The following is a 19,062-nucleotide window of genomic DNA, read 5'->3' as shown; positions in this document are numbered from 1 at the left end:
ACGTCAGTGGGAGAGATCTCACTAAAAACTGGGGATAACGCCTTAAATGGCGAAGAAACGGTCTAAATAGGCTGATTCAAGGCATTTACGGGAGAAAAAATCGGCTCAAACTGAAAAAATGAAATGACTGAGTCAGCCGAGAAGAATTTCCCCGCTTATTCGCACCTTCCCTTGATGAGCACGGGGATGTAAATCTGCTCGGCGCCGCGCCCCTGGTGAGTGGGGATGGTCAGGGAGTAGCCGAAGATCTCCTGCACCGCCAGTTGCAGGGCATAGTAGCTGCGGCTGCCGCTGTAGGCCTCGTCACCGCGCAGCATGGCGGCCTGCATGTCCTGGGTGATGGCGCCGGTGCCGCTGTCGGTCAGCAGGTCGATGAAGACGTCTTCGCTGTCCAGCAGGAAGGGGTTCATGCCCGCCCGGACAATGGCCTCTTCCCGATAGGCACGGGTGGTGCGCTTGACCGGCTCGATGACACGAATACGGAAGGGTTCGGGCAGATGCTTGAAGTTTTCCATAATATAAACACCCCAGATTTAAATATTCAAAATGAGTCTCTTCCCCCGCCGAAAATAGAATGTCCGGCAGGTGGGAAATATTGTGAAATGGGTGCACGACATCGCCTCGCCAGAATAAACAGGCGAAGATATGTGCAGCTATTTCAGTTCAGGAATGGAGGCGGGCTCGTGGCATGGCAGGCATGCCGCGCCGCCGCGGGGAATTACAGCGGGAAGAAGAACGCGATCTTATGGTCCAGGGTAAACCACTTGGGATAGCTGACCTTGATATTCATGTTGTTGCTCATCCAATTGATATTAACAACGCCAAATAACAGCACCCATTATGGTGGGGAGCGCTATATGATCAATTGCAATATGAGCAAAGTGGGATGGCGCTAACAATTTGGCGGGGGATTTTTATACAGCTTATTATCGCCAATCCGAAAGATCCCCCCATCATTCACCTTTTGCCCTTTCCCCCCTCAGTGGCTCAGCCAGGGCAGCCGCTGCAACAACTCGTAGCGGTCAGGGATCGGTGTCTGGCTGACCCAGAGATCCAGCAAGCCGTAAGCGAGCAGCGGCAACACCAGCAGCAACAGACAGAGCAGCCCCAGCAGTTGGCGGGGGGCGAGTCGCTGCCCTTGTGTGCCAAGATGCAGGGCATCGGCCCGCTTGGGGCAGGCGGCCACGCAGCTCTGGCAGCTGGTGCACTCGAGACTGCGCACCGCGATGAGCTGGTGTACCTGGATGCGAGACGGGCAGGCCCGGCTGCACTTGTCGCAGTCGTGGCCCGCGCTTCGCAGGCAACGGGCCGGGTCACGGCGAATGCGCAGCGGGGTCAGCAGGCCGAGCAGGGCCATCCAGGCGCCATAGGGACAGAGGTAGCGACAGAACCCTTGCCGGAAGGTGGCGGTGAGCAGCAGCACCCAGCCAAGGCACAGGCCCGAGATCAGGGTCAGGTTGAAGAAGAAGGCCCCCATCTTCATGTCCGCCGCCTGATGGTAGGGGCTGGCAAGGTAGCCGGGCAGGGCGGCGGCGGGTACCGCCAGCAATATGATGAAGAGCAGAAAGCCGAGCACCAGAAACTTCTGGCCGCGCAACACGGCATCGAGCCAGCGCGGCGGGGTCCACTCCCCCGGCAACAGGCGCGAGCGCAGGCCGTGCAGCCACTCCCCCACCAGCCCGAGCGGGCAGAACCAGGCACAAAACGCCCGACCCAGCAGCAGGGCCGACAGGGAGAGCACCAGCACGGTGACGGTGGCCGCCGGGTGATGGGGGTCCGTCAGCCCCTGCCCGAGCCAGGCCCGCAGCCCGAGACCACCGGCGATGGGCAGGAAACCGTCCACCACGTCGGGGCGTACCAGCCAGGGAACCGTCCCCCGTGCCAGCAGCCAGATATAGACCCCATATTGCACCGACACCAGCAACCAGCAGAGCAGCAGCAGATGACGCGCCCACTCCCGCAGCGACTGACTGCCCAGCTCGTCCAGTGCGGGGAAGGGCTGGATGCGATGAAGCAGGCTGAGACTGCCGACCACCAGCCCCAGGCCAAGCCAGAGGCTGACATCTGCCGCCGCCAGCCAAGCAATGACCAGCACTCCGAGGGAGAGTCGAGATGACCAGCCCGGCCCCGTTTTCAACACCAACAGGACCAGATAGACCAGTCCGGCCACCATGGTCATCGCCTCAATCACGCTCATGCATCCTCCACTGCGTACACCCGATCTGGCGGCAAGGATAACCAACATCTGAGTTGATTATTTTGATCTGCATAGGCACAGGGGGAGATTCGGGCCAGTGCCCCTGCCCGCGATTGAGCCTTATGCCTTGCGGCTGTGGAACAGCGGCTGGTCGGATTCGGCTTGCTCGGCCCAGAAGTGGATGTTGAAGCGGGCATCCTCCGACAGCTCGACCCTGTGCCAGTACTGGGGCGGGCTGGTGGCAAACTCCCCGGCCCGGATCACCAGGCTCACCTCGGGCTCCTCGGCCTGTTCGTCGGCAAAGCCGTGATAGGTGACGGTGCCCTCCATCACGCAGAGTTGGCCGAACACCCCGGCCGCGGTGTTGTGGTGGGTGAGCAGGGCCTGGGGCACATTCTGGCGGGTGAAGAAGGGGGTGGAGCGGCGCACCACCCAGTGAGACGGGATCAGTTGCATGGCCATATCAATTCTCCTCGAGTGGCCGGGTCAGCCCGGCCTTCGGTTATCAATGGTTCAACGGGGCAGCTGACGCAGCAGCGGGAAGGCGGCGCTCATCTGGTCGCCCCCCACCACGAAGCCGCACAGCTCGCCGGCTTGGTCGCGCGCCTCGGCCACCATGCCGTGGCTGTTCCAGCGGCACTGCCAGGCAAGATCCTCGCCCCGGGTGCGACCGGCCAGTTGCAGCGGGTAGCGCGGCGTCTTCACCTTCACCAACATGGGGGGCAAAGTCAGCGGGGTCGGCGTCCCGAGCAGGGTGCGCGCCAGCGCATTGGCCCCCAGCACTATGGGTTGCAGGAAGGGGAGCAGCTCACCCTGCCACTGGGCGCAATCCCCCAGCGCGAAGATATGGGGGTCGCTGGTCTGCAGCCGATCGTCGACCAGGATGCCACGCTCCACTGCCAGCCCGGCCCCGCGGGCCAGGGCCAGATTCGGCCGCAGGCCGATCGCGGCGATCACCAGATCCTGCTCGCTGATGCGGCCATTGGTCAGGGTCACCCGCCAGCCATCCCCCGGCTGGGCATCCATCCTGGCGAGACCCGTCCCGAACTGCAGGCTGACCCCCTGGCTGCGTAGCGCCTGTTGCAGCGGCTCGGTCAGGGCGGCGGGCAGCAGGGCGCTTAAGGGGCTGTCGGCCAGATCCACCAGCGTCACCTCTTTTCCTGCGCTCGCCATGTCCATCGCCAGCTCGCAGCCGATGAGGCCGGCCCCCAGCACCAGGATGCGGCGGGCCTGGCGCAGTTGCGCCTCGATGGCGGCGAACTCCTGCTGGCTGTTGAGGGTGACCAGGTGTTCGCTGCCCGGCAGATCGGGGCGCGCCGCGCTCGCCCCGGTGGCCAGCACCAGCTTGCCGTAGGGGAATTCCCCCTGCTCGGTCAGCACCAACCGCCTTGCTGGGTCGATGCCATGCACCGGGCAGTGGGGCAGCAGCGCGATGCGCTGCTGCTCGGCAAAATCGCTGCCGCTCTGGCGGGTCATGGCCGCGGCAGGGCAGCCCCGACTCACCACGTGGCTCAAGTCAGGCTTGTTGTACTCGTCACCGCTGTCGGCGGTGATGAGGCGGATGGGCTGCTCGGCATCCAGCTTGCGCAGGCTCTTGACCAGCTGCTGGGCGGCGAAGCCGCTGCCGATCACCACTATCTCCCGGCTGATGCCGGCGTCACTCTGCGTTGCTGCGCTCATACACAGGCCTCCACGGCGCAGGGTTCAAATACCTCCTTGCCGATGCCGCAACCCGGGCAGAGGAAGCTCTCCGGTACCTGGGCCCAGGGGGTGCCCGGCGCCACCAGCTGATCCGGCTCGCCCTGGGCCGGGTCATAGACCCACTGGCAGACCGTGCAGAGCATGGCCTGGTCGTCATCCCATTCGGCGGCGGCCGCTGCGGCTTGCGGCTCAACAGCAGGCATCGCGGGGACGGGCGTCACGGTTGTCTGGGTTGTGGTGATCGGGCGGGGTGCGTCCAGCGGGTGCAACGCCCACTGACGGGCGAGCTGGCGACCATGCTCGCGGCATTCGGCCAGCGCCGAGCCATCCGGCCGCCACTTGGCCTTGAGAGAGATGCTGATGTCAAAGCCTGCGTCCATCAATCGGGTCTGGATCCGGTCCACCGCGCCACCGGTCCAGCCGTAACTGCCGAAGGCCGAGGCGCGCTTGTTGCGAAAACGCAGGCCGGTGATCTCTTCGAGCATGCCCGCCACCTTGGGCATCATGACGTTGTTCATGGTGGAGGAGCCCACCAGTATCCCCTTGGAGCGGAACACCTGGGTCAGGATCTCGTTCTTGTCGTGGCGGGCCACGTTGTAGATCTTCACCGCCACGCCGGGGTCCACCTCGTGGATGCCCTGGGCGATGGCGTCGGCCATCATGCGGGTGTTGTTGGACATGGAGTCGTAGAAGAGGGTGATGCGGTCTTCCTGATAGTGGTCGGCCCACTCCAGGTATTTCAGGATGATCTGGGTGGGGTCCTCGCGCCAGACGATGCCGTGGGAGGTGGCCACCATGCTCACCGGCAGGTTGAAGCCGAGCACTTCCTTGATCTTGGCGGTCACCAGGGGGCTGAAGGGGGTGAGGATGTTGGCGTAGTAGCGCTGGCACTGCTCCATCAGCTCGCTCTGATCCACCTCGTCGTTGAACAGGTGCTCGTCGCAGTAGTGCTGGCCGAAGGCGTCGTTGGAGAAGAGCACCGCATCCTCGGTCATGTAGGTCATCATGCTGTCGGGCCAGTGCAGCATGGGGGTCTCGATGAATACCAGCTGCTTGCCGTTGCCGATGTCCAGGCTGTCACCTGTCTTGACCGGGTGGAAGTTCCACTCCGGGTGGTGATGATGGCCGGTGATGGAATCGATGGCGTTGTGGGTGCAGTAGATGGGGGTGCCGGGAATGCGGGCCATCAGCTCGGTCAGGGCGCCGGCGTGATCCTCCTCGGCGTGGTTGATCACCACGTAGTCGATGGCGGCGAGATCGATCTCGGCCGCCAGGTTCTGCACGAACTCCCGGCTGAACTTGTGATCGACGGTGTCGATCAGCACGTTTTTCCCTTCGCGGATGAGGTAGCTGTTGTAGCTGGTGCCCTTGTGGGTCTTGTACTCGGTGCCGTGGAAGTCGCGTACCTCCCAGTCCCGTTGGCCGACCCAGTGGATGTTGTTCTTGACGTGAATGCTCATCAGGCAGTTCCTCGAATGCAATAGTGGATGTTCAACTGAACCAGCTATTGCAGCGGACGTGCCAACTTGTAACCAATTGTTTTTAATGGCTTCTCATATCACTCGTTGTCATTAAGACACCACACCGTTATAGTCAAAATCACAAACATACTGTCATTTGGACAATTATCGTGATCTCGACCGACAGCCTGGCGCGCATCGCCCTCGACCTGCAACTCGGCATCTCTCATCAGGACCGCTTCCACCGCCTGATCCAGAGCGTGCGCAGCCTGCTGAAATCGGATGCCTCGGCCCTGCTGCGCTACGAGGGGGGCCAGTTCATCCCGCTCGCCATCGACGGCCTGATGCAGGACGTGCTGGGGCGCCGCTTCGCCCTCAAGGATCACCCGCGCCTCGAGGCCATCGCCCGCGCCGGGGATGTGGTGCGCTTCCCTGCCGACAGCGCCCTGCCCGACCCCTATGACGGCCTGCTGCCGGATCACGACGACTTCAAGGTGCACGCCTGTGTCGGCCTGCCGCTCTTCTCGGAGCAGGCGCTGATCGGCGCCCTGACCATAGACGGCATGAACCCGACCCAGTTCGACGGCATCAGCGACGAGGAGCTGCGGCTGGTGGGGGCCCTGGCCGCCGCCGCCCTCGACAACGCCCTGCTGCTGGAGCGGCTCGCCCGCCAAAGCAGCGAGCCCCTGGCCGGCACCCGGCCCGGCCCCGAGCAGCCGGAGATGATAGGGCACTCCCCCGCCATGGCCCGGTTGCGCCACGAGATAGACGTGGTGGCAAGCTCCGAGCTGAACGTGCTGATTTTGGGGGAGACCGGGGTCGGCAAGGAGCTGATCGCCAAGGCGGTGCATGGCGGCTCGCCCCGCGCCCATGCCCCCCTGGTCTACCTCAACTGCGCCGCCCTGCCCGAATCCGTGGCCGAGAGCGAGCTGTTCGGCCACGTGAAGGGGGCCTTCACCGGCGCCATCCACAATCGGGCGGGCAAGTTCGAGCTCGCGGACAAGGGCACCCTGTTTCTCGACGAGATAGGGGAGCTCTCCCTGGCGCTGCAGGCCAAGCTGCTGCGGGTGCTGCAATACGGCGATCTGCAGCGGATCGGTGACGACACCCCGCTCAAGGTGAATGTGCGCATCCTGGCGGCCACCAACCGGGATCTGAAACAGGCGGTGGTCGAGGGGCAGTTTCGGGCCGACCTCTACCACCGGCTGAGCGTGTTCCCGATCCACGCCCCTGCACTGCGGGAGCGCCCAGGCGACATTCCCCTGCTGGCCGGTTACTTTTGCGAGCGCTGCCGGCTCGGCCTGGGGCTGGAGCAGCTGCGTATCCAGTCACAGGTGCTGCAACTGCTCGAGCGCCACGACTGGCCCGGCAACGTGCGGGAGCTGGAGCACGCCATCCACCGCGCCGCCGTGCTGGCGCGGGCCGAACAGGGCAGCCCCTCGCCGACCCTGGAACCCCACCACTTCAACCTGGGGCCGACGGGCTCATCCCTGCCCGCCGACACCGTCAGCCAGCCCGCCTCCCCGGCCATTGCCGGCCTGGGCCTTCGCGCCGCCACCGATCTGTTCCAGCGCCAGCTCATCGAGCAGACCCTGACCGCCCATGACGGCAACTGGGCCGCCACCGCCCGGACGCTGGATCTGGACGGCGGCAACCTGCACCGCCTCGCCAGACGGCTCGGCCTCAAGGCCTGACGCCCACGAGAGGGGCCCAAAAACAGAAACCCCCTCGCTGGCGAGGGGGTTTCGTGTTCATGGCACCCGTGGCGCCGTCAGCGCAGGGACTTGACCGAGCGGCGGACGATGAGCTCGGGCTGCACCGTCATGGACTCCACTTCCAGCTCCTTGTTGCGGATCCGGCTCACCAGTTGCTGCACCGCCAGCAGACCGAGCTCGGCCTTGGGGTGGCGGATGGTGGTGAGCGGCGGGCTGGAGAAGCGCGCCATCTCCACGTCGTCATAGCCGATCATGGAGATATCGTCCGGCACCTTGACCCCGGCCTCCCAGGCGGCGCAGATGGCACCGATGGCCATGGGATCGTCGAAGGCAAAGACCGCGGTCGGGCGAGGGGTGAGGGCCAGGATGCGCTGCATGGCATCGAAGCCGCTCTGGCTCTCGTAGTCCCCTTCGAAGATCTGCTCTTCTTTCAGGGTCATCCCCTGTTCAGCCAGGGCATCGCGCACCCCGTCCAGCCGTTGCTGGGTAGTCGGCTTGGCGAGATGGCCGGTGATGCAGACGATGTTGGTGTGGCCCTGCTCCAGCAGATGGCGCACCGCCAGACGCGCGCCGATGCGGGCGTTGTCGTTGATCACGTTGGCGAAATCGCACTCGTTGCCCCAGTCCAGCACCACTTGCGGCACGTTTTTGTGGATACGCAGCATGTCCCTGAACTGGGTGTCGATATCGGTCCCCAGCACCAGCAGGCCGTCGACCCGCTTTTCCATCAGCATGCGCAGATAGTGCTGCTGGCGGGGCGGCTGGTTCTCGGTGTTGCACAGGATCAGGCTGTAACCCTGCTCGAAGCAGTAGGCTTCCACCCCCTGTACCACTTCCGCGAAGAAGGGGTTGGCACTAGTGGTCACCAGCATGCCAATGGTCTTGGTCGAATTGATCTTGAGACTGCGCGCCACCGAGTTGGGCGCGTAGTTCAGCTCTGCCACCGCCTCAAGCACTTTCTGGGTTGCGTCTTCGCTGACCCGACGGGTGTGATTGAGTACATGTGAGACGGTGGAGATGGATACGCCTGCGCGCGAGGCGACATCCTTGATAGTTGCCATCTCTGTCTCCTGAATAACAAAGGCGGAACAGTAGCAGATTTCCCGAATAAAGGCTTGGTTTTAACGGGCGCTGCCAGTGAATTATCAATGCTGGCTAATCTATGCGGTCATTTCTTTTTGCGCAAACGGATTTTGGTCAAAATGAGAGCGGACGCAGAATGAAATATCGTCAGTTTTTTACTCTGGAAATTGTCACCATGACAATTTGTTATCTGTATGTTGCACCACCTTGACGACATTAAACTCCAGTAAACAGCAATAAACTGCGTGTTAGTTTCACAAAACCCCTCTCACACCTGCTCCGGTTAGTATCTTTAACATCTTGTTATTGCCCGGCGAGGAATGATAGAACCTTATCTATCGCCGGGCTGGCGGGACACAGGCTCGGAATGACGTGCATAAAATGAAACAATTCACTGATTAAGGGACGAATCAATGCATAACTTCAGCAAAATGGCAGTCAGAGCAGCGGTTTCTTTGGCTCTGTTTGGATCAGTTTCCATGGCCAATGCGGCCGACACCATCAAGATCGGCATCGCCGGCCCCCTGACCGGCCCGGTCGCCCAGTACGGTGACATGCAGTTCACCGGCGGCAAGATGGCGGTCGAGCAGATCAACAAGGCGGGCGGCATCAAGGGCAAGCAGATCGAAGCCGTCATCTATGACGATGCCTGCGATCCCAAGCAGGCCGTGGCCATCGCCAACAAGGTGATCAACGACGGCGTCAAGTTCGTGGTCGGCCACCTCTGCTCCGACAACACCCTGCCCGCCTCCGACATCTATGAAGATGAAGGGGTCCTGATGGTCACCCCCGCCTCCACCAACCCCAAGATCACCGAGCGCGGTTACCAGCTGACCCTGCGTACCATCGGTCTGGACAGCGACCAGGGCCCGACCGCCGCCAAGTACATCATCGAGCAGGTCAAACCCCAGCGCGTGGCCGTCATCCACGACAAGAAACAGTACGGCGAAGGCATCGCCTCCAGCGTGAAAGCCGCGCTGGACAAGGTAGGCGTCAAGGTCGTGGCCTATGAGGGCATCACCGCCGGCGACAAGGACTTCTCCGCCCTGATCGCCAAGCTGCAAAAAGAGAACGTCGACTTCGTCTACTACGGCGGCTACCACCCGGAGCTGGGTCTGATCCTGCGCCAGGCTGGCGAGAAGGGTCTGAAGGCCAAGTTCATGGGTCCGGAAGGCGTGGGCAACAAGGACATCTCCGCCATCGGCGGCCCGGCTTCCGAAGGCCTGCTGGTGACCCTGCCGAACAAATATGACCTGGTGCCGGCCAACGCCCCCATCGTAGAAGCGTTCAAGGCCAAGGGTCAGGACTCCTCCGGTCCGTTCGTCTGGACCACCTATGCCGCCATGCAGGCCCTGGCGGCCGGTATCGCCAAGGCGGGCGAGGATGATCCGGCTGCCGTCGCTGCCGCCATCAAGGCCGCACCGATCGACACCGTGATGGGCCCCCTGACCTGGGCGCCGAACGGTGACCTGAAAGGCTTCGAATTCGGTGTGTTCCAGTGGCACGCCGACGGTACCTCCACTCAACTCAAATAATCTGCCGGTCGGGGTGACGTGAGTCACCCCTCCTTTCTTTGCGGGCAAGTACACAGGGAACGCGGTATGTCCGAACACCTTCTTTATCTGGTTCAGCAGTTGCTGAACGGATTGACCATAGGCAGCACCTATGCGTTGATCGCCATCGGCTACACCATGGTCTACGGCATCATCGGCATGATCAACTTCGCCCACGGCGAGGTCTACATGATCGGCTCCTATGTCGCCTTCATGGTGATGGCCGGGCTCATGATGATGGGCATCGACAGCACCGTGCTGCTGCTGGGGGGAGCCTTCCTGGTCAGCATCATCATCACCGGCAGCTATGGCTGGTCCATAGAGCGGGTGGCTTATCGTCCGCTGCGGGGCGGCAACCGCCTGATCCCCCTCATCTCCGCCATCGGCATGTCGATCTTCCTGCAGAACATGATGCGGATGGCCCAGGGCTCGCGTGACATCGCCATGCCCACTCTGATCTCCGGGGGCTGGACCCTCGGCGGCGAGGATGGCTTCCAGGCCAGCCTCTCCTACATGCAGCTCATCATCTTCGTGGTGACCTTCGTCACCATGCTGGCGTTGACCCAGTTCATCGGCCGCTCCCGCATGGGGCGTGCCTGCCGAGCCTGTTCCGAAGACATCAAGATGGCCAACCTGTTAGGGATAGACACCCACGTGGTCATCTCCATCACCTTCGTGCTGGGGGCCGCCCTGGCCGCCGTCGCGGGGGTGCTGCTCGGCATGTACTACGGTGTCATCAACCCCTATCTCGGCTTCATGGCGGGCTTGAAGGCCTTCACCGCCGCGGTATTGGGCGGCATCGGCAGCATTCCCGGTGCCGTACTGGGCGGCCTGCTGCTCGGCGTGGTGGAAGCGCTCACCGCGGGCTATCTCAGCACCGAGTACAAGGATGTGATGGCGTTCGCCCTGCTCATCTTCGTGTTGCTCTTCATGCCCACCGGCATCCTGGGTCGTCCGGAGGTCGAGAAGGTATGAAAAACCAATCTATGCATGCCCTCGTGCTGCTGTTCATGACCATCACTGGCATTCTCGGCCGTCCGGAAGTGGAGAAAGTCTGATGAAACGTCAATTTATCCATGCCTGCATCGCCAGCCTGGTGCTGCTGGTGCTCTCCTTCTGGCTGCTCGGCTTCAAGCTGGAGACCGATGGCTCCCGCCTGCTGGTGGTGAGCCGCCTCGATGTATCGCTGGCCTGGCTGCTGGGGGGCGCCACCATCGTCTTCTGGTTCCAGATGCTGCGCGGCCAGATAAGCCGGCTGTTCCAGGCCTCCATCAGCGGCTTCTCCGTCGGTTTCACCAAGCTGGTGCTGCCAAGCCCCGAAGAGGCCCCCAAGCTCTATAACCTCACCGCCGTGCTGGTGCTGCTGTTTGCGGTGAGCTGGCCCTTCATGGCCTCTCGCGGCGCCATCGATCTGGCCACCCTCACCCTGATTTACATCATGCTGGGGCTGGGACTGAACGTGGTGGTGGGCCTCGCCGGTCTGCTCGACCTCGGCTATGTCGGCTTCTATGCGGTCGGCGCCTACAGCTACGCCCTGCTCAACACCTACTTCGGTCTGAGCTTCTGGGAGTGTCTGCCCATCGCAGGTCTGCTGGCGGCCACCTTCGGCTTCCTGCTCGGGTTCCCGGTGCTGCGGCTGCGGGGGGACTACCTGGCCATCGTCACCCTGGGCTTTGGCGAGATCATCCGCATCCTGCTCAACAACATGACCACCCTGACCGGCGGTCCGAACGGGATCTCCGGCATTCCGAAACCGACCCTGGGGGGCCTGGAGTTCAACCGCACCGTCAAGGATGGGGGCTTTGGCACCTTCCACGACTTCTTCGGCATCGCCTACAACGCCAACCACAAGGTGATCTTCCTCTACCTGATGGCCCTGGTGCTGGTAGTGGCGACCCTGTTCGTCATCAACCGCCTGCTGCGCATGCCGCTCGGCCGTGCCTGGGAGGCGCTGCGGGAAGACGAGATCGCCTGCAAGTCCCTGGGGCTCAACCCCACCATCATCAAGCTGACCGCCTTCACCATAGGCGCCTGCTTCGCGGGCTTTGCCGGCAGCTTCTTCGCCTCGCGCCAGGGCTTCATCAGCCCGGAATCCTTCGTCTTCATCGAGTCGGCCATCGTTCTTGCGATTGTGGTGCTGGGAGGCATGGGATCCCAGATCGGGGTGGTGCTGGCGGCCATCGTGATGACGGTGCTGCCGGAGCTCGCCCGCGAGTTCAACGAATATCGCATGCTGATGTTCGGTCTCTTGATGGTATTCATGATGATCTGGCGGCCGCAGGGACTGCTGCCCATGAGTCGACCCCATATGGAGCTGCGTAAATGAGCAACAATCAACCATTGTTGGATGTCTCAGATCTGTCGATGCGCTTTGGCGGCCTGCTCGCGGTCAACGGCGTCAAGCTGGATGTGGAAAAGGGGGAGGTGATCTCCATCATCGGCCCCAACGGGGCGGGCAAGACCACCATCTTCAACTGCCTGACCGGCTTCTATCGCCCGAGTGGCGGTGTCATTCGCTACAAGGGTGAGGAGATCCAGGGGTTGCCCGGCCACCTCATCGCCCGCAAGGGCATAGTGCGGACTTTCCAGCACGTGCGCCTGTTCAAGGAGATGACGGCGGTGGAAAACCTGCTGGTGGCCCAGCACAGGCATCTCAATACCGGCTTCATCGCCGGCCTGTTCAAGACCCCCTCCTTCCGCCGTGCCGAGAAAGAGGGGTTGGAGCAGTCCGCCTTCTGGCTGGAAAAGGTGGGCCTCAAGGATCTCGCCAACCGCGCCGCGGGCAACCTGGCTTACGGCCAGCAGCGCCGCCTCGAGATCGCCCGCTGCATGGCGACCCGGCCCGAACTGCTGATGCTGGATGAACCGGCCGCAGGCCTCAACCCCAAGGAGACCGACGAGCTCAACGAGCTCATCTCCAACCTGAGGGACGAGTTCGGGGTCTCGGTGCTGCTGATCGAGCACGACATGAAGCTGGTGATGGAGATCTCCAACCGCATCTTCGTGGTCAACCAGGGCACCCCGCTGGCCCACGGCAAACCGGACGAAATCCGCAGCAATCCGGCGGTGATCAAGGCCTATCTGGGCGAGTCGTAAGGACAAAAAGATGTTAGAACTTCGCAACGTATCGACCCACTACGGCAAAATTCAGGCGCTGCACGACGTCAGCGTCGAGGTGAAAGAGGGGGAAATCGTCACCCTGATCGGCGCCAACGGCGCCGGCAAGACCACTCTGCTGATGACCCTGTGTGGCGAGCCCAAGCCCAGCAGCGGTTCCATCTGGTTCGAGGGGGAGCAGATAGACTCTCTCACCACCGCCCGCATCATGCGCAAGGACATCGCCGTGGTGCCGGAGGGGCGCCGCATCTTCGCCCGCCTCACGGTGGAGGAGAACCTGCTGATGGGGGCCTTCTTCGTCGACAAGGCGGAGCAGCGCGGCCTGCTGGATCAGATATTTACCTTGTTCCCCCGCCTGCAGGAGCGGCTGGAGCAGCGGGCAGGCACCATGTCCGGCGGCGAGCAGCAGATGCTGGCCATCGGCCGCGCCCTGATGAGCAAGCCGCGCCTGCTGCTGCTTGATGAACCCTCCCTCGGATTGGCGCCCATCGTCATCCAGCAGATCTTCGACACCATAGAGCAACTGCGCCAGAAGGGGATGACCATCTTCCTGGTGGAGCAGAACGCGAACCAGGCGCTCAAGCTGGCGGATCGCGGCTATGTGCTGGAGAACGGCCGGGTGGTGCTGCAAGACACGGGAGAGGCCCTGCTGGCCAACCCCGCCGTCCGCCAGGCCTATCTCGGCGGCTGAGGATGCAGCAACCATCGTCACCCTTCCCCTGCCGCGCTCCCCGAGCCAGGCAGGGGAACAGCCCCCCGCCGAGGAGCACATCGTGAGCCGTGCGCGGGCGACGCAGGATCAGCACCACTTCTGGCACGATCCCGCCCTGCCCTTCATCGAGGCGCGGGCGGTGCAGGATGGCCGGCGCGTCTGCTACGACAAGCACAGCCACCCCCACTTCTCCATCGGCGCCATCACCGGCGGCCACAGCCACTACCTCAACCAGCGCAGCCTGCAAGAGGTCGGCCGCGGCAGCCTGGTGTTGATGAACCCGGAAGAGGTGCACGCCTGCAATCCCGTCGCGGACCAGCCCTGGTCCTATCTGATGTTCTACATCGACAACCTCTGGTTGCAGCGCCAGCAGGAGGAGGCCGGGCTCGGCAACGCGTTTCGCCCCTTCGACATGACCGCAAGCCGGGATCCCCTGCTCTACCAGGGGCTCTGCCGGCTTCACCGGCAACTGGTGGAGGAGCCGGATCCCCTGGCTCGCGAAGTGGCCTGCCACCTCTTCAGCCGCCAGCTTCTGGCCAGGCTCACCCCGGCCAAGTGGGATGACCGCCCTCCCCGGCACCTGCAGCGAGCCGCCGAGCTGATGCAGGACGAGAGTGCCTGCGCCCTCACCCTGGCACAGCTGAGTGCGGTGGCCGGGCTTACCCCTTCCCACTTCGTGCGCGCCTTCAGCCGCCACTACGGCATGACGCCCCACGCCTACCTGCTCGATCAGCGCATTCGCCACGCCCGCACCCTGCTGCGCCAGGGGCAGCCCCTGGCGGAAGTGGCCCTTGCCAGCGGTTTTGCCGATCAGGCCCACTTCCAGCGCCAGTTCAAACGCCGGGTGGCCGCCACCCCGGGCCAGTACAGAGCGCAGCTCGCCCCTCAGGACGAGCGCACCAGATAGGCGGCGCTGAGCAGCAGCAAGAGCGCCATGGCCCGATTGAGACCAGCCACCCCTGCAATCGGCTGCCCGCATAGGCCCAGCAGGCGATGGAGCCGAGGCAAATCACCAGATAGATGCCGGTAAAGAGGGCGATCTGGCTCATGCCGCCCGCGATCCCATAGGCTCCCATCCCCATGCTGGCGGCGAGCCAGGCCTTGGGATTGAGCCACTGCATCAAGGCCCCGTACCAGAAGGCGGGGGGCACGCCCTCCACTTCCTCCACCTCGCCGCTGTCCATCAGCAACTGCCAGGCCATCCAGCCGAGAAAGAGCACGCCGCCCCAGTGAATGGCCCCCAGCGCCACAGGCCAGCGGGACAGGGCGCCGCCAAGACCCAGCCCCATCAGCAGGAGCAGCAGGATGAAGCCGAGGGTGGCCCCCACCACGTGGCGCAGGCTGGCCGTGAAACCGTACCGGGCGCCGGTGCCAAGGGCGACCAGATTGACCGGCCCCGGGGAGATGGACATGGCCAGGGCAAACCCGGCCATGGATAACAGCAGACTGAATTCCATGGATGATGCTCGTTCAATTGAGGGAAGTCCGAGCCTACCCGGCCCGGGCGGCCCGATATTGAAGAAAATTGCGATCCCCTGGATGCCGCCCCCATTGCACACTTAGCGCAAACCGCCGCTTGCGGTAAACTGCCCTTCAACCCTCCATTTTCAGGACATCTCAATGGACCAGTTTGCCCATATCAGCGCCCATGATGCCCACCAGAAGCTGAGCGCAGGCGAAGCCCGTCTCGTGGACATTCGCGATCCCCAATCCTTCGAGACGGCCCACGCGGTCGGCGCCTTCCACCTCACCAACGGCACCCTGGTTCGCTTTATGAACGAGGTGGACTTCGATACCCCCGTCATCGTGATGTGCTATCACGGCAACAGCAGCCAGGGGGCGGCCCAGTACCTGCTGCAACAGGGCTATGACGAGGTCTATAGCCTGGATGGCGGTTTCGAGGCCTGGCGCAGGGAGTTCCCCATCCAGGCGGGGGACGCATGACAGAGGCGGGTCGTTCCTCCTCCACCGGCATGATCCAGCTGCTGGTGCTGGGCGACGCCCGCATGGCCCAGGCGCTGGTGGATTATCTCGCTACCCTGGGCATTCCGTGCGAGCTGACCCAGTCCGAGCTCGGCGTCTCGGTCTGGCTGGCGGACGAACGGCGCCTCGCCCAGGCCCAGCAGGAGGTCAAACGCTTCCTGAGCGAACCCAATCACCCCCGCTACATGGAGGCCTCCTGGCAATCCGGCCATGCCGATGCCCGGATCGACTACAGCAAGGGGATGACGGATCCGGTCACCGACTTCCTCCACCAGGCGGGCCCCCTGACCCTGGTGGTCATCATCGCCTGCCTGGCCATCTACGCTCTGGATGCCATCGGCCTGCCCATCTTCGACGAGCTCGCCTTCCACCCCACCCTGGCCCAGTTCACCGACTGGCAGGCCTGGCGCTACGTCACCCCGGCCTTCATCCACTTCTCGGTGCTGCATCTGGTGTTCAACCTGTTGTGGTGGTGGTATCTCGGTGGCCAGATAGAGCAGCGCCTCGGCAGCGGCAAGCTGTTCATCCTGCTTATCGTCGGGGCTGCCCTGCCCAATATCGCCGAGTTCTTTGTCAGCGGCCCGCGCTTTGGCGGCCTCTCCGGGGTGGTCTATGCCCTGCTCGGCTACAGCTGGCTGCGAACCAGGCTGCAACCGGATTGCGGCCTCGCCATGCCGCCAGCCCTGATGGGCTTCATGCTGGTCTGGCTGGTGCTCGGCTTCCTGGACATGCTCGGCACCCCCACCGCCAACATGGCCCATTTGGTCGGCCTGCTGGTCGGTCTTGCCCAAGGCTGGCTGGACAGGCACCACAGGCCGGGGTGAGGCCTGGTTGCCGGCAACGGCTCGGCAACCAAAGCGACCACCAACATGGCTCACCTGGCGGGCCTGCTGATCGGCCTTGCCCAGGGCTGGCTGGACAGGCACCACAGGCCGGGGTGAGGCCTGGTTGCCGGCAACGGCTCGGCAACCAAAGCGACCACCAACATGCTCACCTGGCGGGTCTGCTGGTCGGCCTTGCCCAGGGCTGGCTGGACAGGCACCACAGGCCAGCCTGAGCCGATTTGCCATAAAAAAACGCCGCCCCTTGGGGCGGCGTTTTTATTGGTCGGCCGGCTTACTGCTTGAGCAGGCTGCCGTCGGTCACCTTGACCGCGGTACCGCCGCTTGCGAAGAAGCTGCCGAACTGGGTCTGCATCTCGGTGGTGACGGCGCCGGTCGGATCGAAGTTCTCGTCCGGTGCCAGCAGCGAGCTGTGACCCCCGGCCACGAAGCGGGCCGCTCTGTGGTTGGCGGCGCCGGTGGCGGTCAGCGGTTGCAGGGCCAGGACCTTGAACAGCGGCTCGGTGCCACCCAGCGGGGCGGTGGCGATGCTGTTCGGGATCACTCGATCCGACAGGCTCAGGGCGCCGTCGCCGACGATTTCGGTGGCAAACAGCGGGAAGTCCGCCGCGATGCCGCTCCCCAGGTTGATGGGGTCTGCCGAATCCAGCACCGACTGCGCCGCAAAGCTGTAGCTCTGCAGGGTGCTGGCCGCCGTGGCCTGGGTGGCCGCATCCTGGCTCGGCAGGAATTCGTTGACGAAGCAGGTCGGTACTGCCGTCTTGCAGTTCGGGGCGTAGGCGGTAAAAGCTGCCTTCAGGGCCGCACTGCCAGCGGTCAGCACGCTCATCTGGATGGTCGGACCGAAGGTCGGTGAGTTCAGCAACAGCGGCGCTATGCCGCCACCCGGCATGGCCAGGCCGCCAGTGTCGAACTTGAACAGGGCGTCTGCCGTCGGGTTGCCAACAGACTGGTTGGCCACCGCCAGCAGGTTGGCCCCCGCGATGGCGCCCAGAGAGTGACCCAGGAAGTGTACCTTGAGGCTGCCTGCGGTGCCGATGGCGCCCTTGGCATTGGCCAGCCCCACTGCCAGACGCAGGCCCAGCAGATCCGCCACGCTCTGTTTCAGGTTGTCGCGGGCCACGGTCAGGTAGCTCAGGTTCAGGTAGGGGGTCGGGTTGTCGGAGGTGGTCACCGAGTCCATGCTGCCGGTCAGGGCGAAGCCGCGTTCACCGTGCAACGGATGATCGATCACCACCACGGCCACGTTCTTGCTCGCCTGGGCACCGGCACCAATCTGGCCAAGGGCCAGGGCATAAGCGTTCTCCTTCACCGAGGTGACGCCGTGCTGATAGATGATCACGTCGGTGATGTTCGCCAGCGGCGCGGCGGCGAAGATCCGCATCGGGACGGACTGCACCTCTTCCAGTGCCGGCAGCGGGTTGAAGCGCCCGATATTCATCTCGGGATCCAGCGCCTTGCCGCCGGAGGTGAGGGTCACCCCGATCAGCTTGCTCGCCTCCGCCAGCAGCTCGGCCTGACGGCTCGGATCGGCGATGAGTTCGCCCAGCAGGGCCGGATCCACACCCGCCCCCACCAGGCCGCCGATCACTTCGGCATCCTGGGCCTTCAGGGCGTTCGCGATGGCGTAGAGGCTGGGGATGGCACCGTGCCAGGACTGGGTCTTCGCCTTGTCCCAGGAGCCGGCGGTGGCCGGGGAGGAGAGGAAGTAGGGCAGCTTGACGGTACCGCTGTAGACGGTGGTACCCAAGGCCAGATTGTGGAGTGGAGTGCCGTCACCAAAAGCGGCGGCAATCGCATCCTTCTGCTCCTGGGGCAGGAAGTTCTCGGCGTCCAGCTGGGTCAGGAAGGGGCTGCCGCCGCTCACCGACAGGGTATAGGTGCCAGGCAGGCTGGTATTGCCCAGGGCGTCCTGCTTCCACAGGGCGGCGGCGTCCAGGGTCGGGCTCTTGAGCACGGATGCGGCCGCCCCTTTCACCGCCACCAGCACGTCCGCACCGGACTGGGTACCGAACCAGTCGGAGAAGATCACGTGGTCGCTGGTGATGCCGGTGGCTGCCTTGAACAGCCCTTCCTGCAGCGCAATCAGGCCGCTGATGGTCTGCTCCTGGGCGTTGCTGCCGGTGCTGGTCTTGTAGTTGCTGTAGTCGCTACCCGGTCGCAGGGGGGCGCCCGTGCTGTCTTTGAGGGTATCGGTCGCCACTATCATGTAGTAGGAAGAGGGGTTGAGCGGCTTGAGCGGCACCAGATTCAGCTTGCCGGTCGTCTCGGCCACCACGAAGTCCACCCCGTAGGTCAGCACCTTCTTCACGCCGCTCGGACGCAGGGCAGCACTGTCAAACTCCAGCTCCATCAGGTAGAGGGGTGCCACGGAGGCTGCGAATTCATCGGCGGCCGGCGCCTTGACCTGGATGCCGGAGGCCGTCACCGGCACTATCTGGATCGCCTGGGTAGTCGACCAGCCATCCAGGGTGGAGAGGGCGGACACCGGGTTGGAGAGATCCGCCGTTTCCGTGGAGAATTTCAGGGTACCGTCGGTCGCACGGGCTGCCAGGGCGCTGGGTCGGACTGCATTGGAGCCGCTCAGCGGCCTTGTTGCACAAATCAGGGAACTATCTAGCCAAGTGGTGATCTGATCTCCCGGATCAATTACCGGGCACATGAGATGGGCAAGTCAACACACAACATCACCAACTGGA

The 19,062-nt window shown here is 63.7% G+C and carries 17 protein-coding genes and 1 pseudogene; 9 read left to right on the top strand and 9 right to left on the bottom strand.

Going from position 1 to position 19,062, the window contains the following annotated elements; genetic code table 11:
- Positions 1 to 155: 155 nt before the first annotated feature.
- The 6 genes from PG883_RS19060 to norV all read right to left on the bottom strand — a co-directional run bounded on the left by PG883_RS19060 (position 156) and on the right by norV (position 5,358).
- Positions 156 to 515 carry a beta-eliminating lyase-related protein gene (locus PG883_RS19060; protein WP_270807653.1) on the bottom strand — a complete coding sequence of 120 codons (360 nt, stop codon included), beginning with the start codon at positions 513 to 515 and terminating at the stop codon, positions 156 to 158.
- Positions 516 to 718: 203 nt separating this feature from the next.
- Positions 719 to 790: a tryptophanase leader peptide gene (gene tnaC, locus PG883_RS23960; RefSeq protein WP_223302601.1), complete on the bottom strand. Its 72-nt coding sequence runs from the start codon at positions 788 to 790 to the stop codon at positions 719 to 721.
- A 189-nt stretch (positions 791 to 979) separates the two neighbouring features.
- Positions 980 to 2,197: a 4Fe-4S binding protein gene (locus tag PG883_RS19055; protein ID WP_270807651.1), complete on the bottom strand. Its 1,218-nt coding sequence runs from the start codon at positions 2,195 to 2,197 to the stop codon at positions 980 to 982.
- A gap of 120 nt (positions 2,198 to 2,317) precedes the next feature.
- Positions 2,318 to 2,659, bottom strand: a complete 342-nt coding sequence (locus PG883_RS19050) for a DUF1971 domain-containing protein (protein WP_270807649.1) — start codon at positions 2,657 to 2,659, stop codon at positions 2,318 to 2,320.
- A gap of 51 nt (positions 2,660 to 2,710) precedes the next feature.
- Positions 2,711 to 3,877 (bottom strand): NADH:flavorubredoxin reductase NorW, encoded by a 1,167-nt coding sequence (gene norW / locus PG883_RS19045; RefSeq protein WP_270807647.1) that lies wholly within the window; start codon positions 3,875 to 3,877, stop codon positions 2,711 to 2,713.
- Complete coding sequence (norV, locus tag PG883_RS19040) at positions 3,874 to 5,358, bottom strand: anaerobic nitric oxide reductase flavorubredoxin (RefSeq protein WP_161646794.1); 1,485 nt, start codon at positions 5,356 to 5,358, stop codon at positions 3,874 to 3,876. Before norV ends, norW begins: the two co-directional genes overlap by 4 nt.
- A 170-nt stretch (positions 5,359 to 5,528) precedes the next feature.
- Between norV and norR the strand changes: the two genes are divergently transcribed.
- Complete coding sequence (norR, locus tag PG883_RS19035) at positions 5,529 to 7,052, top strand: nitric oxide reductase transcriptional regulator NorR (protein WP_104452079.1); 1,524 nt, start codon at positions 5,529 to 5,531, stop codon at positions 7,050 to 7,052.
- Positions 7,053 to 7,129: 77 nt separating this feature from the next.
- Here norR and PG883_RS19030 read toward each other — a convergent pair whose 3' ends face one another.
- Positions 7,130 to 8,134, bottom strand: a complete 1,005-nt coding sequence (locus PG883_RS19030; protein WP_010672385.1) for a substrate-binding domain-containing protein — start codon at positions 8,132 to 8,134, stop codon at positions 7,130 to 7,132.
- A gap of 435 nt (positions 8,135 to 8,569) precedes the next feature.
- Between PG883_RS19030 and PG883_RS19025 the strand changes: the two genes are divergently transcribed.
- From PG883_RS19025 to PG883_RS19000, 6 genes are all read left to right on the top strand, one after another.
- The gene (locus tag PG883_RS19025) at positions 8,570 to 9,691 is read left to right on the top strand and encodes a branched-chain amino acid ABC transporter substrate-binding protein (protein WP_161646795.1); all 1,122 of its coding nucleotides are present in this window, start codon (positions 8,570 to 8,572) and stop codon (positions 9,689 to 9,691) included.
- A gap of 66 nt (positions 9,692 to 9,757) precedes the next feature.
- Complete coding sequence (gene livH, locus PG883_RS19020) at positions 9,758 to 10,684, top strand: high-affinity branched-chain amino acid ABC transporter permease LivH (RefSeq protein ID WP_010672383.1); 927 nt, start codon at positions 9,758 to 9,760, stop codon at positions 10,682 to 10,684.
- An 82-nt stretch (positions 10,685 to 10,766) separates the two neighbouring features.
- Positions 10,767 to 12,035 carry a high-affinity branched-chain amino acid ABC transporter permease LivM gene (locus tag PG883_RS19015; RefSeq protein ID WP_039041002.1) on the top strand — a complete coding sequence of 423 codons (1,269 nt, stop codon included), beginning with the start codon at positions 10,767 to 10,769 and terminating at the stop codon, positions 12,033 to 12,035.
- The gene (livG, locus tag PG883_RS19010) at positions 12,032 to 12,805 is read left to right on the top strand and encodes a high-affinity branched-chain amino acid ABC transporter ATP-binding protein LivG (RefSeq protein ID WP_010672381.1); all 774 of its coding nucleotides are present in this window, start codon (positions 12,032 to 12,034) and stop codon (positions 12,803 to 12,805) included. The genes PG883_RS19015 and livG overlap by 4 nt, the downstream gene beginning before the upstream one ends.
- Positions 12,806 to 12,815: 10 nt before the next feature.
- A complete protein-coding gene (locus PG883_RS19005; protein ID WP_053288910.1) occupies positions 12,816 to 13,517 on the top strand; it encodes an ABC transporter ATP-binding protein in 702 nt (233 codons plus the stop codon).
- A gap of 82 nt (positions 13,518 to 13,599) precedes the next feature.
- Positions 13,600 to 14,445: an AraC family transcriptional regulator gene (locus tag PG883_RS19000; RefSeq protein WP_069652902.1), complete on the top strand. Its 846-nt coding sequence runs from the start codon at positions 13,600 to 13,602 to the stop codon at positions 14,443 to 14,445.
- Here the strand turns inward: PG883_RS19000 and PG883_RS18995 are convergent.
- Positions 14,424 to 14,971: pseudogene (locus tag PG883_RS18995) on the bottom strand (LysE family translocator). The gene PG883_RS19000 and the pseudogene PG883_RS18995 sit on opposite strands and share 22 nt — an antisense overlap.
- A 187-nt stretch (positions 14,972 to 15,158) precedes the next feature.
- Between PG883_RS18995 and glpE the strand changes: the two are divergent.
- Positions 15,159 to 15,482, top strand: a complete 324-nt coding sequence (glpE, locus tag PG883_RS18990; protein ID WP_005307320.1) for a thiosulfate sulfurtransferase GlpE — start codon at positions 15,159 to 15,161, stop codon at positions 15,480 to 15,482.
- A gap of 29 nt (positions 15,483 to 15,511) precedes the next feature.
- Positions 15,512 to 16,345: a rhomboid family intramembrane serine protease GlpG gene (glpG, locus tag PG883_RS18985; RefSeq protein ID WP_029313427.1), complete on the top strand. Its 834-nt coding sequence runs from the start codon at positions 15,512 to 15,514 to the stop codon at positions 16,343 to 16,345.
- A gap of 292 nt (positions 16,346 to 16,637) precedes the next feature.
- On the opposite strand, the gene PG883_RS18980 is transcribed toward glpG, so the two are convergent.
- Positions 16,638 to 19,025, bottom strand: a complete 2,388-nt coding sequence (locus PG883_RS18980; RefSeq protein ID WP_270807643.1) for a VolA/Pla-1 family phospholipase — start codon at positions 19,023 to 19,025, stop codon at positions 16,638 to 16,640.
- Positions 19,026 to 19,062: the final 37 nt, after the last annotated feature.

The organism is Aeromonas sp. QDB25, assembly GCF_027707725.1.
In the GTDB taxonomy this organism is placed as follows: domain Bacteria; phylum Pseudomonadota; class Gammaproteobacteria; order Enterobacterales; family Aeromonadaceae; genus Aeromonas; species Aeromonas caviae.
The sequence above is the reverse complement of the archived record's forward strand: the minus strand, read 5'-3'. Positions and strand labels throughout refer to the sequence as shown.

What these genes read in the sequence shown, in the direction of transcription:
- PG883_RS19060 (WP_270807653.1), bottom strand. Translation starts at nt 515, where the DNA reads ATGGAAAACTTCAAGCATCTGCCCGAACCCTTCCGTATTCGTGTCATC.
- PG883_RS19055 (WP_270807651.1), bottom strand. Translation starts at nt 2,197, where the DNA reads ATGAGCGTGATTGAGGCGATGACCATGGTGGCCGGACTGGTCTATCTG.
- PG883_RS19050 (WP_270807649.1), bottom strand. Translation starts at nt 2,659, where the DNA reads ATGGCCATGCAACTGATCCCGTCTCACTGGGTGGTGCGCCGCTCCACC.
- norW (WP_270807647.1), bottom strand. Translation starts at nt 3,877, where the DNA reads ATGAGCGCAGCAACGCAGAGTGACGCCGGCATCAGCCGGGAGATAGTG.
- norV (WP_161646794.1), bottom strand. Translation starts at nt 5,358, where the DNA reads ATGAGCATTCACGTCAAGAACAACATCCACTGGGTCGGCCAACGGGAC.
- PG883_RS19030 (WP_010672385.1), bottom strand. Translation starts at nt 8,134, where the DNA reads ATGGCAACTATCAAGGATGTCGCCTCGCGCGCAGGCGTATCCATCTCC.
- PG883_RS19025 (WP_161646795.1), top strand. Translation starts at nt 8,570, where the DNA reads ATGCATAACTTCAGCAAAATGGCAGTCAGAGCAGCGGTTTCTTTGGCT.
- livH (WP_010672383.1), top strand. Translation starts at nt 9,758, where the DNA reads ATGTCCGAACACCTTCTTTATCTGGTTCAGCAGTTGCTGAACGGATTG.
- PG883_RS19015 (WP_039041002.1), top strand. Translation starts at nt 10,767, where the DNA reads ATGAAACGTCAATTTATCCATGCCTGCATCGCCAGCCTGGTGCTGCTG.
- livG (WP_010672381.1), top strand. Translation starts at nt 12,032, where the DNA reads ATGAGCAACAATCAACCATTGTTGGATGTCTCAGATCTGTCGATGCGC.
- PG883_RS19005 (WP_053288910.1), top strand. Translation starts at nt 12,816, where the DNA reads ATGTTAGAACTTCGCAACGTATCGACCCACTACGGCAAAATTCAGGCG.
- glpE (WP_005307320.1), top strand. Translation starts at nt 15,159, where the DNA reads ATGGACCAGTTTGCCCATATCAGCGCCCATGATGCCCACCAGAAGCTG.
- glpG (WP_029313427.1), top strand. Translation starts at nt 15,512, where the DNA reads ATGATCCAGCTGCTGGTGCTGGGCGACGCCCGCATGGCCCAGGCGCTG.
- PG883_RS18980 (WP_270807643.1), bottom strand. Translation starts at nt 19,025, where the DNA reads ATGTGCCCGGTAATTGATCCGGGAGATCAGATCACCACTTGGCTAGAT.